The sequence below is a fragment of the Auraticoccus monumenti genome (assembly GCF_900101785.1).
Classification (GTDB): domain Bacteria; phylum Actinomycetota; class Actinomycetes; order Propionibacteriales; family Propionibacteriaceae; genus Auraticoccus; species Auraticoccus monumenti.
The window spans coordinates 2614844-2638594 of record NZ_LT629688.1 but is presented as its reverse complement, the minus strand read 5'-3'; the positions used below and the strand labels follow the sequence as shown (position 1 = coordinate 2638594).

Annotated in this window: 26 protein-coding genes; 15 read left to right on the top strand and 11 right to left on the bottom strand. The window is 73.1% G+C overall.

From position 1 onward, the window contains the following. Window positions 1-153 precede the first annotated feature (153 nt). The 6 genes from pdhA (at window position 154) to BLT52_RS12225 (ending at window position 8426) form a co-directional block, all read left to right on the top strand. On the top strand, window positions 154-1251 hold the full coding sequence (gene pdhA, locus BLT52_RS12250; protein WP_090593975.1) for a pyruvate dehydrogenase (acetyl-transferring) E1 component subunit alpha: 1098 nt from the start codon (window positions 154-156) through the stop codon (window positions 1249-1251). Then, window positions 1248-2255 carry an alpha-ketoacid dehydrogenase subunit beta gene (locus BLT52_RS12245; protein ID WP_090593973.1) on the top strand — a complete coding sequence of 336 codons (1008 nt, stop codon included), beginning with the start codon at window positions 1248-1250 and terminating at the stop codon, window positions 2253-2255. Before pdhA ends, BLT52_RS12245 begins: the two co-directional genes overlap by 4 nt. Beyond that, the gene (locus tag BLT52_RS12240) at window positions 2252-3553 is read left to right on the top strand and encodes a dihydrolipoamide acetyltransferase family protein (protein ID WP_172804034.1); all 1302 of its coding nucleotides are present in this window, start codon (window positions 2252-2254) and stop codon (window positions 3551-3553) included. The genes BLT52_RS12245 and BLT52_RS12240 overlap by 4 nt, the downstream gene beginning before the upstream one ends. 66 nt (window positions 3554-3619) lie before the next feature. Then, on the top strand, window positions 3620-4216 hold the full coding sequence (locus BLT52_RS12235) for an NADPH-dependent FMN reductase (RefSeq protein ID WP_090593972.1): 597 nt from the start codon (window positions 3620-3622) through the stop codon (window positions 4214-4216). Window positions 4217-4573: 357 nt separating this feature from the next. Further along, window positions 4574-6373 carry a bifunctional metallophosphatase/5'-nucleotidase gene (locus BLT52_RS12230; RefSeq protein WP_157677111.1) on the top strand — a complete coding sequence of 600 codons (1800 nt, stop codon included), beginning with the start codon at window positions 4574-4576 and terminating at the stop codon, window positions 6371-6373. Window positions 6374-6593: 220 nt separating this feature from the next. Then, on the top strand, window positions 6594-8426 hold the full coding sequence (locus tag BLT52_RS12225) for a LamG-like jellyroll fold domain-containing protein (RefSeq protein ID WP_231946289.1): 1833 nt from the start codon (window positions 6594-6596) through the stop codon (window positions 8424-8426). Window positions 8427-8471: 45 nt separating this feature from the next. Here BLT52_RS12225 and BLT52_RS12220 read toward each other — a convergent pair whose 3' ends face one another. Further along, the gene (locus tag BLT52_RS12220) at window positions 8472-9767 is read right to left on the bottom strand and encodes an MFS transporter (RefSeq protein ID WP_090593968.1); all 1296 of its coding nucleotides are present in this window, start codon (window positions 9765-9767) and stop codon (window positions 8472-8474) included. Between the two features lie 57 nt (window positions 9768-9824). On the opposite strand from BLT52_RS12220, the gene BLT52_RS21450 reads away from it, so the two are divergent. Beyond that, entirely contained in the window at window positions 9825-10379 is a 555-nt protein-coding gene (locus BLT52_RS21450) for a CGNR zinc finger domain-containing protein (RefSeq protein ID WP_090593966.1), read from the top strand. A gap of 38 nt (window positions 10380-10417) precedes the next feature. Here BLT52_RS21450 and BLT52_RS12210 read toward each other — a convergent pair whose 3' ends face one another. Continuing rightward, window positions 10418-11392 (bottom strand): helix-turn-helix transcriptional regulator, encoded by a 975-nt coding sequence (locus BLT52_RS12210; protein ID WP_090593964.1) that lies wholly within the window; start codon window positions 11390-11392, stop codon window positions 10418-10420. 125 nt (window positions 11393-11517) lie between these two features. Between BLT52_RS12210 and BLT52_RS12205 the strand changes: the two genes are divergently transcribed. Next, window positions 11518-11943, top strand: a complete 426-nt coding sequence (locus BLT52_RS12205) for a VOC family protein (RefSeq protein ID WP_090593962.1) — start codon at window positions 11518-11520, stop codon at window positions 11941-11943. On the opposite strand, the gene BLT52_RS12200 is transcribed toward BLT52_RS12205, so the two are convergent. Next, window positions 11928-12761 carry an AraC family transcriptional regulator gene (locus BLT52_RS12200; RefSeq protein ID WP_090593960.1) on the bottom strand — a complete coding sequence of 278 codons (834 nt, stop codon included), beginning with the start codon at window positions 12759-12761 and terminating at the stop codon, window positions 11928-11930. The genes BLT52_RS12205 and BLT52_RS12200 overlap by 16 nt on opposite strands. 63 nt (window positions 12762-12824) lie before the next feature. Between BLT52_RS12200 and BLT52_RS12195 the strand changes: the two genes are divergently transcribed. Both BLT52_RS12195 and BLT52_RS12190 read left to right on the top strand, forming a co-directional pair. Next, a complete protein-coding gene (locus BLT52_RS12195; protein WP_231946288.1) occupies window positions 12825-13262 on the top strand; it encodes a DUF2000 family protein in 438 nt (145 codons plus the stop codon). Between the two features lie 48 nt (window positions 13263-13310). Continuing rightward, a complete protein-coding gene (locus BLT52_RS12190) occupies window positions 13311-13697 on the top strand; it encodes a VOC family protein (protein ID WP_090593959.1) in 387 nt (128 codons plus the stop codon). Between the two features lie 91 nt (window positions 13698-13788). Here the strand turns inward: BLT52_RS12190 and BLT52_RS12185 are convergent, their stop codons facing one another. Continuing rightward, a complete protein-coding gene (locus BLT52_RS12185; protein WP_090593957.1) occupies window positions 13789-14358 on the bottom strand; it encodes a TetR family transcriptional regulator in 570 nt (189 codons plus the stop codon). A 98-nt stretch (window positions 14359-14456) separates the two neighbouring features. On the opposite strand from BLT52_RS12185, the gene BLT52_RS12180 reads away from it, so the two are divergent. Continuing rightward, complete coding sequence (locus tag BLT52_RS12180) at window positions 14457-15494, top strand: NAD(P)-dependent alcohol dehydrogenase (RefSeq protein ID WP_090593955.1); 1038 nt, start codon at window positions 14457-14459, stop codon at window positions 15492-15494. A 56-nt stretch (window positions 15495-15550) separates the two neighbouring features. Here BLT52_RS12180 and BLT52_RS12175 read toward each other — a convergent pair whose 3' ends face one another. Next, window positions 15551-16120 (bottom strand): TetR/AcrR family transcriptional regulator, encoded by a 570-nt coding sequence (locus tag BLT52_RS12175; RefSeq protein ID WP_090593954.1) that lies wholly within the window; start codon window positions 16118-16120, stop codon window positions 15551-15553. A gap of 105 nt (window positions 16121-16225) precedes the next feature. Here BLT52_RS12175 and BLT52_RS12170 point away from each other — a divergent pair, with 105 nt between their 5' ends. Continuing rightward, complete coding sequence (locus BLT52_RS12170) at window positions 16226-17128, top strand: alpha/beta hydrolase family protein (protein WP_090593952.1); 903 nt, start codon at window positions 16226-16228, stop codon at window positions 17126-17128. 128 nt (window positions 17129-17256) lie between these two features. Here BLT52_RS12170 and BLT52_RS12165 read toward each other — a convergent pair whose 3' ends face one another. Further along, window positions 17257-17790: a TetR/AcrR family transcriptional regulator gene (locus BLT52_RS12165; protein WP_197679023.1), complete on the bottom strand. Its 534-nt coding sequence runs from the start codon at window positions 17788-17790 to the stop codon at window positions 17257-17259. Window positions 17791-17935: 145 nt separating this feature from the next. Here BLT52_RS12165 and BLT52_RS12160 point away from each other — a divergent pair, with 145 nt between their 5' ends. Together BLT52_RS12160 and BLT52_RS12155 are read left to right on the top strand one after the other, a co-directional pair. Then, a complete protein-coding gene (locus BLT52_RS12160; RefSeq protein WP_197679022.1) occupies window positions 17936-18424 on the top strand; it encodes a nuclear transport factor 2 family protein in 489 nt (162 codons plus the stop codon). Next, on the top strand, window positions 18424-19323 hold the full coding sequence (locus BLT52_RS12155; protein WP_090593948.1) for an oxidoreductase: 900 nt from the start codon (window positions 18424-18426) through the stop codon (window positions 19321-19323). The genes BLT52_RS12160 and BLT52_RS12155 overlap by 1 nt, the downstream gene beginning before the upstream one ends. Before the next feature lie 107 nt (window positions 19324-19430). On the opposite strand, the gene BLT52_RS12150 is transcribed toward BLT52_RS12155, so the two are convergent. The 3 genes from BLT52_RS12150 to BLT52_RS12140 all read right to left on the bottom strand — a co-directional run bounded on the left by BLT52_RS12150 (window position 19431) and on the right by BLT52_RS12140 (window position 21626). Continuing rightward, window positions 19431-19718 carry a hypothetical protein gene (locus BLT52_RS12150; protein WP_090593946.1) on the bottom strand — a complete coding sequence of 96 codons (288 nt, stop codon included), beginning with the start codon at window positions 19716-19718 and terminating at the stop codon, window positions 19431-19433. Window positions 19719-19861: 143 nt separating this feature from the next. Then, entirely contained in the window at window positions 19862-20662 is an 801-nt protein-coding gene (locus BLT52_RS12145; RefSeq protein WP_090593944.1) for a class I SAM-dependent methyltransferase, read from the bottom strand. A 70-nt stretch (window positions 20663-20732) separates the two neighbouring features. Beyond that, the gene (locus tag BLT52_RS12140) at window positions 20733-21626 is read right to left on the bottom strand and encodes an AraC family transcriptional regulator (RefSeq protein ID WP_090593942.1); all 894 of its coding nucleotides are present in this window, start codon (window positions 21624-21626) and stop codon (window positions 20733-20735) included. A gap of 124 nt (window positions 21627-21750) precedes the next feature. Here BLT52_RS12140 and BLT52_RS12135 point away from each other — a divergent pair, with 124 nt between their 5' ends. After that, window positions 21751-22530 (top strand): SDR family NAD(P)-dependent oxidoreductase, encoded by a 780-nt coding sequence (locus BLT52_RS12135; protein ID WP_090593941.1) that lies wholly within the window; start codon window positions 21751-21753, stop codon window positions 22528-22530. Between the two features lie 107 nt (window positions 22531-22637). On the opposite strand, the gene BLT52_RS12130 is transcribed toward BLT52_RS12135, so the two are convergent. Further along, window positions 22638-22868 (bottom strand): hypothetical protein, encoded by a 231-nt coding sequence (locus BLT52_RS12130; protein ID WP_090593939.1) that lies wholly within the window; start codon window positions 22866-22868, stop codon window positions 22638-22640. Further along, complete coding sequence (locus tag BLT52_RS12125) at window positions 22865-23698, bottom strand: PP2C family protein-serine/threonine phosphatase (RefSeq protein WP_090593937.1); 834 nt, start codon at window positions 23696-23698, stop codon at window positions 22865-22867. Before BLT52_RS12125 ends, BLT52_RS12130 begins: the two co-directional genes overlap by 4 nt. Window positions 23699-23751: the final 53 nt, after the last annotated feature.

The following is a 23751-nucleotide window of genomic DNA, read 5'->3' as shown; positions in this document are numbered from 1 at the left end:
GCAGGGCCCCCTCGGGTGGGTCGTCGCTCGGGCCGACCGCGACCTCACATCCGAGCCAGCCGTCCGGTCCTGGTGGATGAAGGGCGCGGCGACCACCGCAGGACCCGCTGCCCCAGGACGACCAGCTCGAGGGATGCACAGAGAGGCCGACCCATGTCCGCACCACCGAAGGTGCCCAGCACGCCGGGGACCGCCGCGTCCCGCGAGGACGACGACCTCGCCCTCGCCTTCTACCGCCAGATGGTGCTGATCAGGAGGTTCGAGGAGCGCGCGGCGCGCGGGTACGCGGAGGCCAAGATCGGCGGCTACTGCCACCTGAACCTCGGCGAGGAGGCGACCGTCGTCGGGCTGATGGCGGCGCTCCAGCCCGACGACTACGTCTACGCCAGCTATCGCGACCACGGCTACGCGTTGGCACGCGGGATCGCCCCCGGACGCGTGATGGCCGAGCTCTACGGCCGCACCGACGGTGTCTCGAAGGGGTGGGGCGGATCCATGCACCTGTTCGACGTCGAGGCACGGTTCATGGGCGGCTACGGCATCGTGGGCGGCCAGGTCCCGCTGGCCACCGGCACCGCGCTCGCGGTCGCCCACCAGGGCGGCACCGAGGCCGTGCTCTGCCAGATGGGCGACGGCACGACGAACATCGGCGCGTTCCACGAGTCGCTCAACCTCGCCGCGCTGTGGGACCTGCCCATCGTCTACGTCGTCAGCAACAACGGACTCGGCATGGGCACGACGGTGGTGGACTCCTCCGCCGAACCCGAGCTGTTCAAGCGCGCCTCGGCGTACCGGATGGCCTCCGAACGCGTCGATGGGAACGACCCGGTCGCCGTGCACGCGGCCGCCCTCCGGGCGCTGACCCACGCCCGTGCAGGGAGGCCCTTCCTCCTCGAGACGGTCACCGAGCGCCTGAAGGGTCACTCCGTGGTCGACCCCGCCGGGTACCGCACGCGGGAGCAGAAGGCCCAGCTGCTCGCGGACGACGCGCTGGCCGCCTACGCCGCGCGTCTGAGCGAGCGCGGGATCCTCACCGACGACACGACCCGGGAGATCGACGAGGCCGCCAAGGCGGACGTCGACGACGCCGTCCGGTTCGCCGACGCCAGTGCGCACCCGGCGGTGTCGACCCTCTTCGACTACACCTACGCGACCGCGGTCCCGAACGACTCGCGTCGGCTCCCTGGACAACCGCTGTTCCCGGCGGCCGCCGGACCCGATCAGACCATCAGCGGAGAGGCACCGGCATGACCGTCATCAGCTACCGCCAGGCCCTGCACGACGCGTTGCGCGAGGAGATGCAGCGAGACCCCGACGTGCTCCTCATCGGGGAGGAGATCGGGCGGTTCGAGGGGTCCTACAAGATCACCGCCGGGCTGCTGGAGGAGTTCGGCCCCCGCCGCGTGCGCGACACCCCGATCGCCGAGGAGGGCTTCACCGGCGCCGCCGTCGGCGCCGCGATGGTCGGGCTTCGACCCGTCGTGGAGATCATGACCATCAACTTCTCGCTGCTGGCGCTGGACCAGATCGTCAACCACGCCGCCAAGATCTACGGGATGTTCGGCGGCCAGGCGCGCGTGCCCCTGGTCATCCGCACCCCCGGTGGTGGCGGGCAGCAGCTCGGCGCCACCCACTCCCAGAACATCGAGCTCTACTACGCCTTCGTCCCCGGCATGAAGGTCGTCGCACCGTCGACACCGGTGGACGCGAAGGCGCTGATGCTCGCCGCGATCAGGGACGACGACCCGGTGCTGGTGCTGGAGAACCTCGCCCTCTACAACACCACCGGCGAGGTCCCGGACGTGGTCGAGCCGGCAGAGATCGGACGTGCTGCGGTCACCCGCACGGGGAGCGACATCACGGTGGTTGCCTACTCGCGGATGGCCGTGGTGGCCACGAAGGCGGCCGAGCTGCTCGCCCGTGAGGGGGTCGACGTCGAGGTGGTCGACCTGCGGAGCCTCCGTCCCCTCGACCGGGACACGGTCGTCGCCTCGGTGCGGAAGACGAGCTGCGCCGTCGTCCTCGAGGACGACTGGCTCACGTACGGCATCGGCGCCGAGATCGCCGCGACCATCTCCGACGGCGCCTTCGACTGGCTCGATGCTCCAGTGCGGCGGGTGGCGATGGCCGAGGTGCCGATGCCCTACGCCAAGTCGCTGGAGACGGCCGCGCTGCCCTCCCTGGACGATGCGGTCGGCGCCATCCGGGACACCCTGGACGCCGTCGCGCACCGAGCCCGGGAGGCACGACCGTGATCGACATCCTGATGCCCCGCCTCTCCGACACCATGACGGAGGGCACGATCGCCGCCTGGCACAAGAAGCCCGGCGACCCCGTGCAGCCCGGCGACGTCCTGCTGGAGATCGAGACCGACAAGGCGCTGATGGAGCAGGAGGCCTACGACGCCGGCACCCTCGTCGAGATCCTCGTCGCCGAGGGCGGGCAGGTCGAGATCGGGACGCCGATCGCCCGGCTGGACGACGGCATCGACCACGGCGTCGACCCCGGGGCCCCGACGCCGCCGGCAGCAGCCGAGGTCACGCAGACGCCTCCCGGTGACGATCCGGACCCGACGTCCAGGCGGCTCTTCGCCACCCCCCTCGTCCGGCGGCTGGCCCGGGAGAACGACATCGACCTCTCGACCATCACCGGGACCGGGCCCAACGGACGCATCGTCCGCGCCGACCTCGCCGCGGCTGCCGCCACCCCTGCCGACGCGCCGGAAGACGAGGCACCAGGAGACGGCGCACCAGGAGACGGCGCACCAGGAGACGGCGCACCAGGAGACGGCGCACCGGTTCCGCCGCACGCACCGGACCCCGCGCCGACCACTGCTGCGGACCGTGCGGAGGACGAGCGCGCACCCCGACGCACGCCGTTCGACCCCGTCCGCCGGGCCGTGGCCTCTCGCCTGACCGAGAGCGCGACCATCCCGACGTTCACGGTCACGGTCTCCGCCGACGTCGGTGCCCTGCTCGGCCTGCGGCAGCAGGTCAACGCGGCGCAGGCGGACGGCGGGATCAAGGTCAGCGTGAACGACCTCGTCGTCCGCGCCGTCGCCACGGCACTGCGCGCCCACCCCGGCCTGAACGCCTCCTACGACCCGGCAGGTGGGGGCGCGACGCTGATGCACGACCGTGTGCACATCGGGATGGCCGTCGCCTCCCCCGCCGGGCTCGTCGTCCCTGTGATCCGGGATGCCGACCGGGCGTCGGTGACGACCATCGCCCACGCCGCGCGCGACCTGGTCACCCGGGCCACCGAGCGCCGACTCACCGCCGGCGACATGAGCGGGGGCACGTTCACGGTCAGCAACCTCGGGATGTTCGGGGTCGACCACTTCACCGCCATCATCAACCCCCCTCAGGGCGCGATCCTGGCCGTCGGCGGCGTCCACGAGGAGCTCGTGCTCGTCGACGGCGAGCCGGGCTCCCGCCAGACCATGAGCGTCACGCTCACCTCCGACCACCGCATCATCGACGGAGCAGCTGCCGCGCGGTTCCTCGCCACGCTGGTGCAGCTGCTCGAGAGCCCGCTCCGCGTCCTCAGCTAACGCCGGCCACGCGCTCCCGCACTCCCCTGGACCCCCGAAGTTCCCACTCCACGAAAGGACATCTCCATGACCACCTACGACGTCGGCATCATCGTCGGCAGCATCTCCTCCACCTCCATCAACCGGCGCCTGGCCCGAGCACTGACCGTGCTGGCACCGGAGGCCGGGCTCCGCCTCACCGAGATCCCGATCCGGTCCCTGCCGATGTACTCCGCGGACCACGACGCCGCGATCCCCGCCGAGGCCGCGGAGTTCAAGCGGGCGATCGAGGCCTCCGACGCGATCATCGTCGTCACCCCTGAGTACAACCGCTCCGTCCCCGGTGTCCTCAAGAACGCCCTCGACACCGCCAGCCGACCGTGGGGCGACAACAGCCTCGCCGGGAAGCCCACCGCCGTGATCGGCATGTCGATCGGGACCATCGGCACCGCGGCCTCGCAGCAGCACCTCCGCAACATCCTGGCCTTCCTGGCCGCCCCCACCCTCACCCAGCCCGAGGCCTACCTCCAGATCCAGGAGGGACTCATCACCGACGACGGCACCGTGACCGACGTGCTGACCGCGGAGTTCCTGATGAGCTGGCTGGTGGCCGCGCGGGAGCACTTCGAGAGGGCCCGACCGGCTCTCGAGCCCATCCCGGCCGGTCAGGGATCTGCGGCATGAGCAGGTGACACCCGACCGGCCACCGTCCAGGACCGCAGGGGTGGGTGCGCCCCTGCGGTCCCGGTCGGGCGGGTCGAGGAGACAGCCGGGTGAGGGCGGTGCATCGGCCGGCTGGAACCGGGCCTACCGGCAGTTCTTCGCCAGCACCACGTGGCCACCGGCACGACGCTGGACGTCCAGCTCGGCTCGGCCACCACCACCTGGCGCCCCGGCGCTGATGCGGACTCCCCACCGACGGGACGGGACCGGCGCCGGGTCTTCCGGACACGGCCACCCGACGGCCACGGCGTCGCTGCTGCGGGTTCACGTCAGGGCCCTTGTCTGGGGACCCCGTCCCCACCAGTCGGAGGTCCCCCCGTGCCACAGCACGTCCGTCTCGGCGCAGCACTGCTCGCCCTCGCCCTCGCATCAGTCGCCGTCCCGGCCGACGCCGCCCCGGAAAGGGACGTGCGCTGGGGTCCCCCGATCGACGTCCAGGTGCTCTCCGTCACCGACTTCCACGGAGGGGACAAGCTCCCCTCGCAGGACACGGACATCTACCTCTCCGACGGGACCGTGCACGAGGCCGGCGACGCGGCCTACCTGGCGAGCGAGCTCGACCGGCTGTCGGTCCGGCACCGCCGGGGCAACACGTTCCGCGTGCTCAACGGCGACAACCTGACCGGCTACAACTACCCGGACAAGTCGCTGGCCAACGAGCCGGCCATGGAGGTCCTCGACGCCCTGGACTTCGAGTTCAGCTCGGTCGGCAACCACGACCTCGACTGGCGCATCGACTACCTGCTCGACCACACCAGCGAGCAGGCCTGCCCCGGGGGGCCGCGGGCCGACGACTGCTTCGTGGACTCCACGGGGGCCCTCTCCGCGGGTGCGGACTTCGAGTACCTCTCCGCCAACGTGCACTGGCGCGAGTCCGGGGACCTGGTGTTCCAGCCCTACGCGATCCGCGAGGTGGAGGGTCGGCGCGGCACCCGGTCCAAGGTCGGCTTCATCGGGATCACGCTCCAGGGCTCGGACCGCCACGCCATGTCCTACAACGACGCGCTGGAGACCACCGACGCCGTCACCGCGGTGAACCACTACGCCGCCGAGCTCCAGGCGCAGGGGGTGGAGGCCATCGTGGTGCTCGACCACGAGGGCCTGCGTCAGGACTCCAAGGCCGTGGACGCGTGCGAGAACCCGCGCGACCTGGCCTGGACGGTGGCCACCCAGGCCGTGCCCGCCGTGGACGCGGTGATCGCCGGCCACACCCACGGCCTCGCCAGCTGCACCGTCACCGACCCGGCGGGTGACCCCCGTCCGCTGGCCATCGGCGGCTCGTACGGCAACGTCATCGCCGAGCTGAACCTGTCGATCGACCCGCAGACGGACGACGTGATCCGCGACCGATCGGGTTTCACGATGCACCCGGTCACGCAGGACGGGCGGCCGGACCCGGAGGTCCGGGCCATCAAGGACCACTGGGCCGGCTTCGCGGCCGAGCGGGCCACGACCCCGGTGGCGTGGACCGAGGGGTCCGCCACCCTCCAGCGCGACGCCTCCGGGGAGTCCACCCTGGGCAACCTGGTGGCCGACGCCATGCTCCGCTCCGCCGCGACCGAGCCGCAGCTGGAGGCCGACCTCGGCATGGTCGCCACGCGCGACCACTCCGGGCCCGGGTGGAACAGCGAGATCCACGGCGACCTCCCTGCCACCCCGCACGCGGACGCGCCGGCGGGACTGTCGGCGTTCACCCACCAGGCGGCCTTCGAGGTGTTCGGCCACGAGCACAAGGTCGTCACGGCGACCCGCACGGGGGCGCAGCTGGAGGCCGCGCTCGAGCAGCAGTGGGTGGTGGGTCCGGACGGGTCGGAGACGTTCTACCCGATCGCGGTGTCGGCCGACGTGCGCTACACCTGGCAGGCGTCCGCGCCGGTCGGTGACCGGGTCGATCCCGCCTCCATCACCATCGGCGGCGCCCCCCTCGATCTCGGACGCACCTACCGGGTCGCCGGGCCGGTGGACACCTTCAACGGTTCCAGCGACTTCCCCGCGCTGCGCACGACCGAGCTGATGCGGACCCACCCGCACACCGACCACATCACCTTCGTGTCGTACCTGCGCGAGCTCGGCTCCGTGACCCTCCCCGAGCAGGACCGGGTCCAGGTCACCCCCTGAGCACCGCACGCAGGACCAGCCCCCTCGTGGCGTTGCGAGGGGGGCTGGTCCGGTGGGCCCCGTCCCTGCTGGCGGGTGGCCTCGGGCCGTTCTGAGCACCTCGGCGGGCGGCGTTCGCGCACCCGATCCCGCGCCGTCACCTGCACGTCCTCCTGACGTCCTCTGCCGGGACCAGGCTGGGGTCGCCGGACCCGGCACCCCACCCGCCCCAGGAGGAACTGTGCGCTCCCCCCGTGCCCTCTTCGTCGCCGCCGCCCTCGCGCTGCTGGCCGTCCCGGCCGTCGCCTCGGCGCAGCCCACCCCGCAGCCCGACACCGACGGTCGGTTCACCCTCGCCGTGGTGCCCGACACCCAGTACCTGATCGACTACGAGCAGGGGGTGACCCGCTCGGACGCCCGCCCGGTCGCGGAGGCCTTCGAGTGGATCGTGGAGAACCGCGAGGAGCGCGACATCGCCTTCACCGCCGCCCTGGGTGACATCACCGAGCACGGCACCGCCGAGGAGATGGCCGGCGCGGACGAGGTGTACCGCGTGCTGGACGAGGCGGAGATGCCCTACAGCGTGCTGGCCGGCAACCACGACGTCCGCGGCGACGACGACACCCGTCCCGACACCCCCTACCTCGACGTCTTCGGACCGGAGCGGGTGGCCGACCTGGGCACCCTCGGCGGCAGCGACCCCACCGGCTACAACACCTTCCACGTCTTCTCCGGCGGCGGCCGGCAGTGGCTGCTTCTGGCCCTGGACTGGCGGATGTCCGACGCCTCCTTCGCCTGGGCCCAGCAGGTCATCGACGAGCACCCGCAGCTGCCCGTGATCCTCACCAGCCACGAGCTCGTCCTGGACGGCGGGGACGGCGTGGCGGCGTTCTCCGGCTACGGGCAGGGCCTGTGGGACCGGTTGATCGAGGACAACGACCAGGTCTTCCTCGCCATGGGCGGGCACTTCTGGCCCACCGCCCGCGCCTCGATGGAGAACGCGGCCGGCAACCCGGTGGAGCTGGACCTGGTCAACTACCAGGAGCAGTACTACGGCGGGGCCGGGATGATCCGGCTCTACACCTTTGACCTGACCGCCCACGGCATCGACGTCGAGACCTTCTCCCCCTGGGCCGAGCGGGAGCGGGCCGAGGGCAACCCGCTGGCCGGGGACGTGGCGCGTCCCACCCGGGCGATCGACCGCGCGGTGGACCAGTTCTCCCTCGAGATCGACTTCGCCGAGCGGTTCGCCGGGTTCGCCCCGGCACCGGGCCGTGCCGCGGCCGCCCCGGTGGAGGCCTCCCTGGTGGAGGGGACCGTCGCCTACTGGCGCCTCGGTGACACCGGTCGCCGCCGCGGTCAGGACGGTCGCCCCGTCCCGGCGGGCACGCCCGGGCTGGCCGACCTCTCCGGCCGGGGCAACGACCTCCGGATGGTCACCCCCGAGGGCACGCCACGCGGGTCGCTGGTCTACCGCGACGACGCCGACCCCCAGCAGCCCGGCGCGGGCAGCCTGGAGTTCACCACCAACCAGGCGTCTTACCTGCAGACGGTGCCCGGCGCCCCGCTGGAGGAGGAGCGGTTCGAGGACGGCTACACGATCGAGGCCTTCGTCCGCCTCCCCGAGGACTGCTGCTCCGGCGACCGGCAGTGGATGGGGATCCTGTCCCGGCTGGCCACCGGTGCCGACGAGGGCAAGACCGGCGGATGGAGCACCGCGGCCCCGATCGCCACGCTGAGCGTCTCCCCCAGCCGGCAGCTGCAGTGGGAGATGTACCCGACCAACCTGCCGACGACCCTGACCAACTGGGGTCACGAGATGGAGGACGAGGTCTGGCGCCACGTGGCCGTGGTCAACGACGGCTCGACCACCACCGTCTACGTCGACGGCGCCCCGATCGCCCGGAACCCCAGCGCGACCAGCGTCGGGATCGACGGCGACCCCAGCCCGTGGCTGGTCGGGGCCAGCTCCTTCGACGGCGAGGTGGAGAAGAGCTTCGCCGGCCGCCTCGGCGACGTCCGGATCGCCGAGCGGGCGCTCTCGCCGCAGGAGTGGCTCACCGCCGGCCGCTGAGCCGCCGTCGTGGCGTGACCCCGTCCCGGACGACCCGGGGCGGGGTCACTGCCTGCCCGGGGTGGCCGCCGGGCTGCCCGGTGCCGCAGCGGGGACCGGCACGACGTCCTCGACGTGGACCAGCGACCTGACCCGGGACAGGGCGACCGGCACGGTGGCCAGGGCCATCGCCGCGGTGCCGACCAGCGCCGCGGTCAGCGGACCGGTCGCGGTGGTCAGGACGCCGCCACCGATGGCCCCGATCGACAGGGCGCCCCAGGAGACCAGCCGGTAGCCCGCGTTGACCCGCCCGCGCAGCTCGCCGGGCACCGCGAGCTGGCGGAGGCTGACCGCCTGGGAGTTGGCGATCCCGATGCCGGAGCCGGAGACCAGGAACGTCCCCGCCAGCAGCGCGATCCCCACCCAGCCGCCGAGCTGGAGCAGCAGCACCCCCACCAGCGGCGCGCTGTTGCCGAGGAGCAGGGAGGCCACCAGGGAGCGGCCGTAGCCGAACCGTGCGGTCAGCCGCCGGCTGTACAGGCTCCCGACGAAGGCGCCCGTGCCGGTGGCCATCAGGACCAGGCCGAGCACCAGCGGCCCGAGCGCCAGCTCGTGGAGCAGCAGCACCACCAGCGCGATCATCAGCACCTCGTTGCCCAGGTTCCACAGGGCGGCCTCGGCGACCAGGACCCGCAGCACCGGATGGCGCAGCAGGTGGCCGGTGCCCGCCCGGGCCTCGGCCAGCACCGAGGAGCGGCCCCTCCGGGCGGGGCGGGAGTCCGGCACCCGTACCGAGGCGATCAGCGCACCGGAGGCGAGGTAGCCCAGTGCGTTCAGCACCAGCGCGACCGGCGCCGTGAGGACCTGCACCAGCAGCCCGCCGACGCCGTTGCCCGCCACCCCGATCACCGACTGGGTCGCCGTGATCTTCGCGTTGGCGTCGATCAGCGCCCCCTCGGGCACGACCTCGGGGAGGAAGGAGAAGTCGGCGAGCGCGTACAGGACGGTCAGCGAGCCGATCAGTGCGGCGGCGGCGACGAGCACGGGGATGGTCAGCCAGCCACCGAGGGCCAGCACGCAGACCGCGAGCAGCAGCACCCCGCGGGCCAGGTCGGCGAGGACCAGGAGGGGCCGTCGGGGCAGACGGTCGACCAGCACGCCGAGCCAGAGGGTCAGCAGGAGGTAGGGCAGCAGCAGCGCCGCCCGGACCCAGGACAGCTCGGCGGCCGAGGCCCCGAGCGTGACGACCGCGAGCACCGGGATCGCCAGCTCGCCGATCTCCGCCCCCAGCCCGGCGGCGGCGCCGGCACCCCAGACCCGGCGGAAGCGTGGCACCTGCCAGGCGTTCGTAACCTTCGTCATGGTTAAGAAGGTTATGTTGCCAACCGGCGTCGCGGCAAGGGGGGTTACGCTGGCGGGGTGAGCGCGTCGTCGTCACCGGTCGTACCGGCTCCGGGAGACCTCGAGCTGGTGCGCGCCTTCGTCAACTCGGTGGACCTCGAGACCGGCGTCGACCGGCTCGCCGACCCGACGTCCTGGCGGGAGTGGGCGGACCAGCACGACATCGACGTGCCCGCCTCGGAGGCCGACCTCGGTTCCGCGCGCCGACTGCGGGAGTCCCTGCGGGCCGCCCTGCTGGCCAACCACGACCGGGCCCCGCTGCCGGACCAGACGGTGACCGCCCTGGACGAGACCGCTCGCCGCTCCCGCCTCACCGCGCGCTTCACCGCCGACGGGGTCCACCTCGAGCCCGGGGGGCAGGGCGTGGACGCGGTGCTGGGACGCGTCGTCGCCGTCGTCGCCGCCGCCATCCAGGACGGCACCTGGTCCCGGCTCAAGGCGTGCGCGAACGACACCTGCCAGTGGGCCTTCTACGACACGTCCCGCTCGCGCACGGGCCAGTGGTGCTCGATGCGGATCTGCGGCAACCGGGCCAAGCAGAGCCGCTGGCGGCAGCAGAACGGCGCCCACTAGCCGGCTCGCCGGACGCCCCTGGGTGGCTCGCGCCGTCCTCAGGCACCGTCGTCGCTCCGGCCGGCCCGGGTCAGCCGCGCGCCCCAGTCGAGGGCCAGCCGCGCCAGCTCCGGCGGCGCCAGCACGGTGAACTCCGCCCCGATCGAGCCCAGCGCGAACAACGGACCCTCCAGGGCGTCGGTCTCCATGGTCATCCGGCAGCTCGTCGGCGCGGTCGGCTCGACGTCGGCCCAGCGGCCGACCGAGGCACGGACGGACTCCGTGGACGCCTGGACCACCACCTCCACCCGGTACCGCCCTCCCCCGGCACCCCCAGCGACGCGCTCGCGGACGAAGGCCCCGACGTCGTCCGAGGGCGGGGTGCGGGGGGCGAACGGGACACCGGTCCCGGCGGCGTCGCCGATCCGGTCGATCCGGAAGGTGCGCCAGTCCCCCCGGTCGAGGTCGTAGCCGACCAGGTACCAGCGCTGCCCGAGCGGCACCAGCTGCAGCGGCTCCACCCGTCTCGCCGAGCGCGTCCCCTCCAGGCTCCGGTAGCCGAACCGCACGCGCTCGGAGTCGCGGCAGGCCAGGGCCAGCGTGGTGAGGACGTCGTGGTCGACCGGCGCCGCGGCGGTGCTGCGCCAGCTGGTCGGGGTGCTGGCCCCGCGGACGGCGTCCAGCCGGGCCCGGAGCCGGCGGGGCAGCACCTGGACGATCTTGGTCAGCGCCCGGAGACCGGCCTCGTCGGCGTACCCGGAGGCCAGGTGGCTCTGCACCGCCACCGCCAGGGCGGTCGCCTCGTCGTCGTCGACCACCAGCGGCGGCAGCGTCGCCCCCGGTGCCAGCGCGTACCCGCCGTCGACCCCGGGCTGGGCCCGGAGCGGGTAGCCGAGCTCCCGCAGCCGGTCCACGTCGCGACGCAGGGTCCGCGCCGACACCCCGAGCCGCTCGGCCAGCAGCGCACCCGGCCAGTGCCGGCGGCCCTGCAGCAGGGAGAGCAGCTCGAGGGTGCGTGAGCTCGTCGAGGCCATGCGTCCTCCCGCGGTCATTGCGGTCAGTAACTGGCCGCGATGCTCCGTAGCGTAGCTGGTGCAGCACACCGCAGGACGCGGAGCCGCCCGGGTGCCTCCCGGTCCACCACGCTCGAGGAGCAGACATGACGATCACCACCACCACGCACCTGAACTTCCGCGGCCAGGCCCGTGCCGCGCTGGAGCTCTACCGCTCGGTCTTCGGCGGGGAGGTCCTCGCCGTCACCTACGCCGACGCGCAGGACACCAGGGAGCCGGCCGAGGCCGACCAGCTGATGTGGGGCCAGGTCCGCAGCGAGGGCGGGTTGCACCTGATGGCCTACGACGTGCCGGCGCGGCTGCCCTACGAGCCCGGCGTGAACCCGGTGTTCGTCTCCGTCCGTGGGGCCGACCCCGAGGAGATCCGCGCCGCCTGGGCCGGGCTGGTCGAGGGGGCGACCGTCGTCCAGGAGCTGGCGCCGGCCGGCTGGTCCCCGCTCTACGGGATGCTGCGCGACCGGTTCGGGGTCACCTGGGTGCTCGACGTCGAGGTGCCCTACGCCGCGGGCTGAGCGGTGCGGGCGACCCGCGCGAACTGGCCGGGCGGGACGCCCATCAGCCGCCGGAAGTGGCGGCTGAGGTGGGCCTGGTCGTGGAACCCCACGGCCACGGCCACCTCGGCCGCCCGCTCGCCGGCCAGCAGCAGCCGCCGGGCCCGGTCGAGCCGACGTCCGGTCAGGTAGCGGTGGGGTGGGATGCCGTACTCGGCGGAGAAGGCCCGGACCAGCGTCGACTCCGGGGCGTCCAGCAGGTGGCCGGCCCGGGCCAGGGTGATGCCGGGGACCACGGACGCGTCCAGCAGCTCGCGCAGCTCGCGGGCCAGGCGGCGGGTGGGCGCCCCGGGTGCCGGAACCCGCTCGTCGCCGGAGCCGGGCAGGTGCCCGCGGAGCCGCTCCACCACCAGGGCCAGCCGACCCTCGGCCTCGAAGGCCTCCTCGGGGCGGGTCAGCACCCGGTGCAGGTGGTCCAGCCCGGAGTGCAGCACCGGGTCGGCCCAGCCCGGGTGGTCCACCGCCCGACCGGTGCGACCCTCCCCCAGCACCGCGGCGTCGAGGTAGACCACGCGCTTGCGGAACCCGTGCCCGGTGGCGGGACGGCCGTCGTGCGGGACCCCGGGCGGCAGCACCGTCACGCGGGCGCGGCTGGTGTCGTGGCGGTGCCGGTCCAGGTCGTAGACCACCGCTCCGTCGTCGACCAGCAGCAGCGTCCAGGTGTCGTGGGTGTGGGCGGGGTAGGCGTGGCCGACGAGGTGGGCGTGCAGCACCTCGGTGACGCCGGGCACCTCCGGCCGCCAGGCGCGGACCTGGCTCGCTCCCCCGGACCTCGGCACCGCTTCAGGCTAGCGCGCAGGAACGTACAAGACGCGGGTCGGTCGGCGGCGGAGGATGCTGCCGTGACCGACTCCTCCGCGCTGACCGCACCCCGCTTCGAGACCAAGGTGGCCGTCCTCGTCCGCGACGACCTGGAGGTGTGGCAGCGGCTCAACGTCACCGCGTTCCTCTCCAGCGGGCTGACCGCCGCCGCGCCCCAGCTGGTCGGCGAGCCGTACCAGGACGCCGACGGGCAGACCTACCTGCCGCTGCTCGGCCAGCCGGTGCTCGTCTTCACCGCGGACCTGGCGCTGCTCCGGGCCGTGCACGAGCGCGCCGTGCGGCGCGAGCTGCCGCTGGCCGTCTTCACCGCCGACATGTTCCGCACCGGGCACGACGCCGCGAACCGGGCCGTGGTGCGTGACGTCCCCGGCGCCGAGCTGGACCTGGTGGGGCTGGGTCTGCACTCCACCCGCAACGTGGTGGACCGGGTGGTCAAGGGCGCGGCGCTGCACCCCTGACCACGAGGGGCTGGGCGTGACCGCCACCGGTCGGGCAGCATCGAGAGCATGATCTTCTCCGACCCGCAGGTGATCCTCTTCGTCGACGACTGCGAGCGGGCTGCGGCCTTCTACGCGACCTTCGGCTTCGAGGAGACCTTCCGGGCACCCGCGTCGCAGCCCTTCAAGATCGAGATGGTGCTGGGCGGGTTCGGCCTGGGGCTCGCCCTCCCGGGTCCGGCCGCCGAGCACCACGGACTGGAACCCGTCACCTCGGGCCACCGCGCCTGCATCACGCTGTGGACCGACGACGTGGAGGAGGCGTCCGCGGTGGCCGTGGCCGCGGGTGGCGCGCCGCGCTCCGCACCGCACCCGTTCCGCGACGGGCTGCGTGTCGCCTTCGTCACCGACCCCGACGGGCACCCCGTGCAGCTCGTCCAGCGCCAGCCCGCCTGAGACCACACGCCGACGACTTCCGGCTCTGCGTGGTCAGGACCGGGCGGCCGGCGCGGAGCACCGATCCTGGCCGCTCGGAACGCGTGGCGGATCAGCGGCAGAAGGCCCGTCGGACCGTGGCAGCGAGAGCGCGGCGGCGGCGCTCGTGGTCGGCCTCGGGCTCGTCCGGGGTGGCCGTCCAGGTGATCGAGGCCTGCGCCCACGTCCCGGCCAGCGCGATCAGCAGCGACCACAGGTCAGCGGGGTCGACGTCGTCCACCACCAGTCCGGCCTGCTGGGCCCGCGTCACCTCGCTGAGCTTGGCCACGTCGTGGTCGGCCCAGTGCGCGAAGAGGTCACCGGCCGGCGTCCGCTCCAGCCGGGCCCAGGTGACCAGCCGGACCAGCACCGGGTCGTGCAGGTAGGCGTCGTAGAGGCGCACCGCGTACCCCGGCAGGTCGTCGACGGTGAGGGGGACGCCGTCCACGTTGGCGGCCACGTGGGCGGCGAAGATCGTGTCGAACAGGGCGTCCTTGCCGCCGAAGTAGGCGTACAGCTGCGCCTTGTTGCTGCTGGCGGCGGTGGCGATCCGGTCCACGCGCGCACCGGCCATACCGTGCTGGGCGAACTCGGCGGTGGCCGCGGCGAGGATGCGTTCGCGGGTGGCTGCGGCGTCCCTCATGCGGCCCAGCGTAGCGCCGACCGACCGGTTGGTTGCTTCGCTCACGACGATCTCCTACTCTTCTAACCAACCAGTTGGTTTCTACGAGAGGTCATCCCATGCGGACCACCACCGGCTACGTCGCCGACTCCCCCGACAGCCTCCTCCAGCGCCGGCCCGTCCAGCGACGCGAGCTGCGGCCCGACGACCTGGCGGTCCGCGTGGACTTCTGCGGCGTCTGCCACAGCGACCTGCACGCTCTCCACCAGGGCAGCGCCGACGCCTTCCCGCTGGTGCCGGGTCACGAGTTCGTCGGGGAGGTGAGCGCGGTGGGCGCCGACGTCTCGGGCTTCGCCGTCGGCGACCCGGTGGCGGTCGGCAACATCGTGGACTCCTGCGGGGTCTGCGCCATGTGCCAGGCAGGGCAGCAGAACTACTGCGAGGAGTTCCCGACCCTGACCTACGGCGGCCGGGACCGCCAGGACGGCACCCTGACCCAGGGCGGCTACTCCCGCGAGTACGTGGTCCGGGAGTCCTTCGCCTACCACCGCCCCACCTCCCTGGACGCGGCCGGCGTCGCCCCGCTGATGTGCGCCGGGGTGACCGTCTGGGAGCCGCTGCAGGCCTGGGACGTCGGTCCGGGCACCGTGCTGGGTGTGGTCGGGCTCGGCGGCCTGGGTCACCTCACGGTCAAGCTCGCCCACGCCCTCGGCGCGGAGGTGACGGTGTTCACCACCTCCCCCGCCAAGGCCGACGACGCCCGTGCCCTGGGGGCGGACCACGTCGTGGTCTCCACCGACGCCTCGGCGATGGCGGAGCAGCGCGGCCGCTTCGGCCTGGTCATCGACACGGTCTCGGGCCCGCACGACCTCGGCCCCTACCTCCACTGCCTGACGCTGGACGGCACCCTGTGCTCGCTCGGTCACCTCGGCCCGGTCACCGTGGAGACCATGCACCTGCTCGGTCGCCGGCGACTGACCTCCTCCGGCAGCGCCGGCCACCACTCCACCCAGGCGCTGCTGGACTTCTGCGGCGAGCACGGCATCACCGCCGACGTCGAGGTGCTGCCCTCGGCCCAGGTGCAGACCGCGCTGGACCGGCTGGCCCGCAACGACGTCCGCTACCGCTTCGCCCTGGACCTCTCCGACCTCGACTGAGACCAGCCACCCGGTGTGGGCACCCGACGGTGGGGCGCCCTGGGGCGCGGCTCGACCTACGGGCGGGTGAGCTGGCAGCCGGCGAGCAGCCGCGCCACCATCGCCCGCGCGTCCTCGCGCACGTAGCCGGGCCCCAGGATGCAGAGGTTGCCGACGGCACGCATCAACGCGTACGCGGTCACCTCAGGATCCAGCCGTCCCCGGTCCGCGGCGGCGTCGACCAGGAGCCCGCACGCCGGCACGAGCGTGTCGAGCATCAGGGTGTGCAGGCTCTCGAAGGCGGCGTCGTCGGACTGCAGGGCCGCTCCCAGTCCGTGCTTGGTGACCAGGAACTCGACGAATGCCTCGATCCACCGGGACAGGGCCCGGTCGGGTTCGGGTGAGTCCGCCAGCTCCACCGCCAGCGCGGCGCACTCGTCGATCTGGTGGCGGTAGACGGCGACCACCAGGTCGGCCCGGCTGGGGAAGTGGCGGTACACCGTCCCGAGGCCCACCTGGGCACGTCCGGCGATGTCACGGATGGGCCCGTGCACCCCCAGCTCCACGAAGACCTCCGCCGCAGCCGCCAGGAGGGCCTGCCGGGTGCGCTGAGCGCCCGCATCACGGGCACCGGTGGGTCGGGGCACGGGTCGCCGTCCTCTCGGGTTGTTTGCGGAACACTGTTCCGCTAGCGTGGTGGAACAACGTTCCGTCAAGTATGCGGCACGCAGCCTCGTCCAGGAAGCCAGCACATGCCCACTCACCGCCAGCAGACGATCGCGATCAAGCCGATCAGCGTCCCCTCCGACGACCGACCCGTGGAGCTCGAGGTCAAGGTGACCGCTCCCACCCGGGGCAGCGACCTCCCGGTCATCGTCTTCTCCCACGGCAACGCGTGGTCGATGGACGGCTACGAGCCCCTGGTCGACCGCTGGGCCGCCGCCGGTTTCGTCGTCGTGCAGCCCACCCACCTCGACTCGCGCCGGATCGGCATCGGGCTCGACGACCCCCGGTTTGGGACCATCTGGCGGGTCCGGATCGCCGACCTCCACGCCGTGCTCGACCACCTCGGCGACGTGCTCGAGGAGGCCGGGCTCTCCGAGCGGACCGACCGCTCGCGGGTCGCGCTGGTGGGGCACTCGTGGGGTGGTCAGACCGTCGGTGCGCTGCTCGGTGCCCGGGTCCTCGACCCCGCGGGCGATGCCGGCGAGGACTTCTCCCGGGACGACATCGGGGCCGGCGTCCTGATCGCCGTGACCGGGACCGGGGACTCCCTGACCCCGTTCGCGCTCGAGAACCTGCCCTTCATGAGGCCGGGCTACCCGACGATGACGACCCCTGCCCTCGTCATCGCCGGCGACGAGGACCGGTCCAGGATGTCCACCCGCGGACCGGACTGGTTCCTCGACGCCTACCACCTGAGCCCCGCACCGAAGACCCTCGTGGTCGTCCCGGGCGGCGAGCACACGCTCGGCGGCATCGCCGGAGAGGCGGTCAGCGAGACCACCGACCCCGATCCTGCTCGCGTCGCCCTCGTGGCCGACGCCGTCAGCGCCTACCTCCTCGACACCCTCGACGTCGACGACCGGGCGTGGGCCCGGTTCGCCGCGGACGTCGGCTCCGGACAGACGGCGCTCGTGGAGCACAAGGGCTGAGCCGGTCCGCCGGTCGCCCCACGACCGAGACCCGACGGGACTGCCTCACGACAGCAGGGGGACGGCCACCCACCACCCGGGCGCCCAGTGGGTTGCGGAGGCCCGGCCGGATGGCCCTCGCCCCTCGGTCAGCGACCCACCGCGGACCCGATCGCGTCGACGAGCATCCGGACGAGCTGCTCCCCGTCGACGTCCCACGCCTCCTTCGCCAGGTGACCGCTGAGCTCGAGTCCCGCGATCCCGTGGGCGCTCGACATCAGCAGCGCGCCGTAGCGAGGAGCGTCGGACTCCCCGACCAGGTCGGCGACGACAGCGAGGAACTGGTCGTGCAGGCGGCTGGCGGCGGCGACGGCCTCCGGGTCGCCGGCCGGGGTGCTGAACATCAGCGCGTACAGGTGCGGTTGCCGACGCCCGAGCCCGATGAGGGTGAGCAGAGCCCGCTCGAGTCGCGTGCCCGGGTCCGAACCGGCGTCTGACCGCAGACGCTCCACGGCGTCGGCCATCGTGCTCCAGGCGTCCACGGCGAGCTGGGTCAGCAGGTGGGACTTGTCCTCGAAGTGCCCGTACGGGGCACCCCGCGACACCCCGGCGCGAGCCCCCACCGCGCGCAGCGTCACCGCCTCCGGTCCCCCCTCGTCCAGCAGCTCGGAGGCCGCTCGCACGAGGGCCCTCCGCGTCGCTGCAGCGGCTTCAGCCCGTGTCACCATGCCCAGACTCTAGTTGACAACGTCACATGAGTTGTCCACAGTGGTTTACATGACAACGTCACATGAAACACCCATCGACTCGGTGGCGCTCCGGCGGCTGATGGACCGCGCTGAGATCACCGACGTCCAGCTCCGCTACGCCACGGGGACGGACTCCCACGACTGGGAGCTCTTCCGCAGCTGCTTCACCGACGAGGTGGAGGTCGACTTCAGCGCCGGGTTCGGTCAGCCCGCCACCCGTCTCGCGGCCGACGACTGGGTCGCGGGGACCGCGCCACGGATGGAGTCCTTCACCGCGACCCAGCACATGATCACCAACCAGGTCATCACGTTCCACGACGAGGACCACGCCACCGGCGTCGCCTACGTGCGAGCCAGTCACCACCTCCCCAACCCCACCGGGGACAGCGACTCGGTCGTGCACGGCTACTACACGAACCGGTTCCAGCGCACCCCGGAGGGATGGCGGATGAGTGCGGTGAGGCTGACTCCGGTGTGGATGACCGGCAACTTCGGGGTCTTCCAGGACGCGGTCGGCGCCGGAGCCGCTGCGCAGCCGTCGGTCCCCCGCACCGACGTGGTCGGCTGATGGCGGCGTCCTCCGCGGCGGACGTCCCTCCCGCCGCAGGACGCACCGTCGTCGTCACCGGCGCGAACAGCGGCATCGGTCGCGTCACCGCGCGCGTGCTCGCCGAGCGGGGCGCGCGCGTGGTGCTCGCGGTGCGTGACCTCGCCAAGGGCCGCGAGGCGGCGTCGACGATGGCGGGGGACGTCGTGGTCCGCCGGCTGGACCTCGCCGACCTCTCCTCGGTGGCCCGGTTCGTGGCGGAGCTGACGGAGCCGGTCGACGTGCTGATCAACAACGCCGGTCTGTCGCTCCCGCCCCTCTCCCGCACGGTCGACGGCTTCGAGCTGCAGCTCGGCACCAACCACCTCGGGCACTTCGCGCTGACGAACCTGCTGCTGCCCCAGATCCGGGGTCGGGTGGTGACCGTGTCCTCGCAGGCCCACCGGCTCGGCTCCCTCGACCTCACCGACCTCAACTGGGAACGGAGGCCCTACCGCGCGAACCCGGCGTACGGGCAGTCGAAGCTGGCCAACCTCCTGTTCACCGCCGAGCTCCAGCGGCGACTCGGCGAGACCGGGTCGCCGGTCATCGCCACCGCGGCGCACCCCGGGATCTCGGTCACGAACCTGTTCCGACCCCAGCAGGACACCCTCCGGGCACGCCTGGGCGGGGCCGTGCTCAGGTTGGTCGCCCAAAGCGAGGAGGAGGGGGCCCGCCCGGTGCTCCACGCCGCCACCGCCGACGTCCCCGGCAACAGCTACCTGGGCCCGAACGGGTTCATGGAGATCCGGGGTGCGCCCACCCTGGTCGGTCGGGCCGCCAGGGCCCGGGACCTCGGAGTGGCGCGACGGCTGTGGGAGGTCTCGGAGGAGCTGACCGGCACGACCTTCCCACGTCGGCACCCCTCGTCGACGTCCTGAGCTGACGGGTGGTGGCCCGAGCTCAGGCTCGCCGGGCCGGATCCGCCGCGACACCGGCGGCGACGTCGCACCTCGGTCGGCGACGCCGGCCGTTAGAGCTCCCCCGCTCAGCTGTAGCGGTGGCTCTTCTCGGGGTGGGCCGCCTCGCGGGTGCAGGACCGCCCGTTCATGGACTGGTGCCCGCACCGCTCGACCTCCACCGCGGGGCTGACGGCCTCCGCGGCGGGGCTGACGGCCTCCGCGGCCACTGCCCGTGCGGTGCTCCTCGGGCGGGCGGTCGGCACGACCGGTCCCTCGTCGGCTGCTGCTGGCGTCACCCGGCGGGCGGCGTCGCCGGCGTGCCTCCGGGCGTAGTTGGCTTCACGCATCGCCCGCTGGGCGTCGACCTTGCTCATCGTCGGATCACACCTGTGACCCTACGACGCCGCACCGACAGTTCTCGCACACCAGAGCGCTCCCCGGTGTCCGGGCCCGTCCGACCATCTCCCGCAGCCCGCCCGAGGGTCGTCCGGTCGGCCCGCTGGTACCCCACCGGACGTCACCGCAGGCCCTCCTCGGAGGGTGCCGCAGCGGCAGGGACGGACAGCGACGCCGTGAGGTAGCGGGTCCGCCGCTCCTGGAAGGCGCGGTGGCTGCGGCTGCCCTCCAGCGCCGCGAACCGCGCGAAGAGGGGGTGGGCCAGCCGCGGCACCCAGGCCCGGACCAGACCCAGCTTCCGCTCGCTGTCCAGGTCGAGGGCGTGCACCACCTCGGCGGTGATCTCCTGCTCGTCCTCGACGACCATGCCCGAGCCCTGCAGCTGCGCCCGGGTCCGCGCGACGTCGGCCGCCGGACGCAGGTCGGCCCAGAAGAAGCGGCCACCGGGACGCAGCACCCGACGCACCTCCGCCAGGAACGTCGGCACCGAGTCGTAGCAGTGCGAGGACTCGACGCTCACCACGACGTCGAACGAGGCGTCGGGGAAGGGCAGGTCCTGGGCGTCCCCGACGGCGAACCGCAGCCCGGGACCACGGCGGTCCCGGGTGCAGAGGTCGACGGCCGCGGCGGACAGGTCGACCCCGGTCGTGGACCGCGGGCCCCGGTAGCGGCTCAGGAAGCTGACGCCGCCACCACGGCCGCAGCCGACCTCCAGGACGTCGAGCCCCGTCAGGTCGGCGGTGACGGTCCGGTCGTAGAGCTGGATGCAGAACCGGTCGAGCTCGTCCTCCGGCTCCAGCGTGCGCGGGGTGCTGGCACCCAGGGGTGCGAACCCGTAGTTCATGAAGGCCCACTCGGGCCGGTCGATGCGCCGGGCCATCAGCTCGTAGCACCCGTGCCAGACCTTCTGCCGCAGCCCCATGCTGCAGGGTAGGCCTCAGCGGGTGCCCTCTCTCGAGGCCCCGTGCTGCGTCGAGCCGGCGGGGACGTCGTCACGGGGCGGCCGCGCGGAGTCTGGCGACGTCCTGGCTCGGGGGGAGGCCGAACTCGCGGCGGTACTCGCGACTGAACTGCGAGGGGCTCTCGTACCCCACCGCGTAGGCCACCGCGCCGATCCCGCCGGGGTCGGCCACCAGTCGCAGCCGAGCCTCCTGCAGCCGGATCTTCTTCTGGTACTGGATCGGGCTCATCGCGGTCACGGCGTGGAAGGCCCGGTGGAAGGCGGACGGGCTCATCCTGGCCAGCTGGGCGAGCTCGTCCACGCGCACCGGCACCGCGAAGTTCTCGCGGGTCCACCGGACGACGTGCCGCACGCGGCTCAGGCTGCTGTCCGGGAGCCCCAGCTGGCGCACCGTCGCCCCCTGCTCCCCCGTCATGACCAGCCAGAGGATCTCGCGCTCGATCATCGGGGCGAGCACCGGGATGTCCCGCGGGTGGTCGAGCAGCCGGAGCATCCGGATCGTCGCGTCGAGCAACCTCGCCGAGACCCGGCCGACCGCGATCGCTGCAGGGGACGACCCGTCCCGGCCCGGACGTCCGAAGCCCTCCGCCGCAGGGCCCAGCATGAGCTCGGCCACGGCCTCCGGGCGCAGCTCGAGGCCGAAGCCGAGGGCCGGCTCCTGCGGTGTGGCGTCGACGAACTGACCGGACACGGGGAGGTCGACCGATGCGACGAGGTACTGGCCCGGTCCGTAGTCGTGCACCGTCGTGCCGACCGAGAGCCGCTTGGCGCCCTGCGCCACCACCGCCAGGATCGTGCCCGACATCGACTCGTCCTGCGCCCCGGGGCCGTCCACGCGCGACACGAGGACCCCGTCGATGGCCGTCCGGGTGACCCCTCGGGACGCACGCGCCGCGAGGAGCCCTCGGAGCTCGTCGAAGGACATGCGGCGATTGAAGCACCCCCACCGCGAGGGGAGCACCCCAGGCGGGCCGGGAACGGCAGGATCAGGCAAGAAGTCGACCGGTCTGCCCTCACACCCCGGGTCGGTCAGACGGTTGTCTGGAGGCATGAGCGAACAGCGAGATGAGAAGTCCGTCGTCGTGGTGACGGGTGCCAGCGCCGGGATCGGACGCGGGGCCGCCGTGGAGATCGCAGCCCGGGGCTCCGGGGTCGTGGTCACCTACAACTCCCGCCCCGCAGGAGCTGAGGAGACGGTCGCGACGATCCGTGCGGCGGGCGGCAGCGCGGTGGCCCTGCCCCTCGACGTCGGGCGGAGCGAGACCTTTCCCGAGTTCAGGGCGGCGTTGTCCAGCGTCCTGGAGAGCGAGTGGGGCACGCAGCGGGTGCAGGCGCTCGTCAACAACGCAGGTTTCGGTGGCGGCGTCGCCTTCGAGGAGATGACCGAGGACGCCTTCGACCGCTACTACCGGGTGCTGCTGCGGGGACCGTACTTCCTCACCCAGACGCTGCTCCCCCTGCTCGCCGACGGCGGCGCGGTCCTGATGACCTCCAGCAGCTCGGCGCGACCCGGGGACACCGAGCCGGGCTACTCCGGCTACGCCGCCATGAAGGGCGCGCTGGTCGTCGCGACCCGCTTCCTGGCCAAGGAGCTGAGCCACCGCTCCATCCGCGTGAACTCGATCTCCCCCGGACCGACCCGGACCCGTCTCGGTGACGACGCGTTCGAGCGCTTCCCCGCCATCATCGAGGGGCTCGCGGCCAAGACCGCCCTGGGTCGCATCGGGGAGCCGGAGGACATCGGTCGCGTGATCGCCTTCCTGGTCTCCGACGACGCGGCCTGGATCACCGGGGAGGACCTGCAGGTCTCCGGGGGCTACGCCCTCTGACACCTCCGTCTCGGCCCCTGCCGCCACCAGCGGACCGGGGACCTGGCGAGCTCCGTGCAGGACGTGGTTTCCACCGCGGACCCGCGGGCGGGGACAGCGGGGAGCGGTTACCGGGAACGCTCCAGCTTCCGCACGTGACCGCTCGGCACGCTGTGCACGCCTCCTCGTGGCCACTCGGCGTGGACCCAGCCGTCCTGCTCGGACGTGACGACGCCGACGTCGCCGGTGCGGACGAGCCCGTCGAAGACGGGTGCGGCCACGTACTCGACGCGGTCCCCGTGCTGGTGCTCCGGGCCGGGTGGCCCCTGGGGCAGGGGCCCGGGTGCCGCGGTGCTCATCGGCCGGTCAGCACCGTCCCGGGGCCGGAGCCGGCGCCCCAGCGAACCGCTGCAGCGTCGATCAGGTTGGTCGGGTCCCAGCCCGCCCCGGCCACGGTCCCCCAGGGCCTGACCCACTCCCGGTCCACCACCTCGGCCACCACGCAGGTGATGTTGTCGCGGCTGCCCAGGGCCAGCGCCTCGGCCACGACGCGCTCGGCGGCCGCGTCGAGGTCCAGGGTCAGGGCGTCCGCGAGCTGGACGTCCTCGAGGACGTCGGTGACCCCGTCGCTGCACAGCAGCAGCCGGTCACCGGCCACCAGCTCCAGTGGGGTGATCACCAGCTCGACGTCCTCGTCCTGGCCGAGCGAGCGGGTGATGACGTTGCGGTGGGGGTAGCTGCGGGCGTCCTCGGGTCGCACCACGCCGGCGTCGAGCATCTCCTGCAGCAGGCTGTCGTCACGGGTGAGCTGGGTGAGGCGTCCGGCCCGGAACCGGTAGGCCCTGGAGTCGCCCACGTGGCCGAGGGCGACGGTGAGGCCGTCGCTGAGGACGGCGGTGGCCGTGGTCGCCATCCGGTGCCGATCGGCGCGGTCGGTCGCGTCGGTGTGGATCTGGCGGTTGGCGAAGGTCAGGGCCCGCGTCAGCAGCTCGGCGGCGGCGACCCTCCTGCCCTCCATCAGCGCGGCCGCGCTGGCGACGTAGGTGGCGCTCGACGAGGCGATCTCCCCGGCGGCGGCCCCACCCACCCCGTCGGCGACCATGAGCAGCGAGGAACCGGCGAAGGCGGAGTCCTCGTTGTGGTTCCGCACCCCGACGTCGGTCCGCACGACGGATCTGAACTGCAGCATCGGCGCCTTCCATCACGTGGTGGTCTTCCGCTCCGAACCTACCCCCGGTCGCC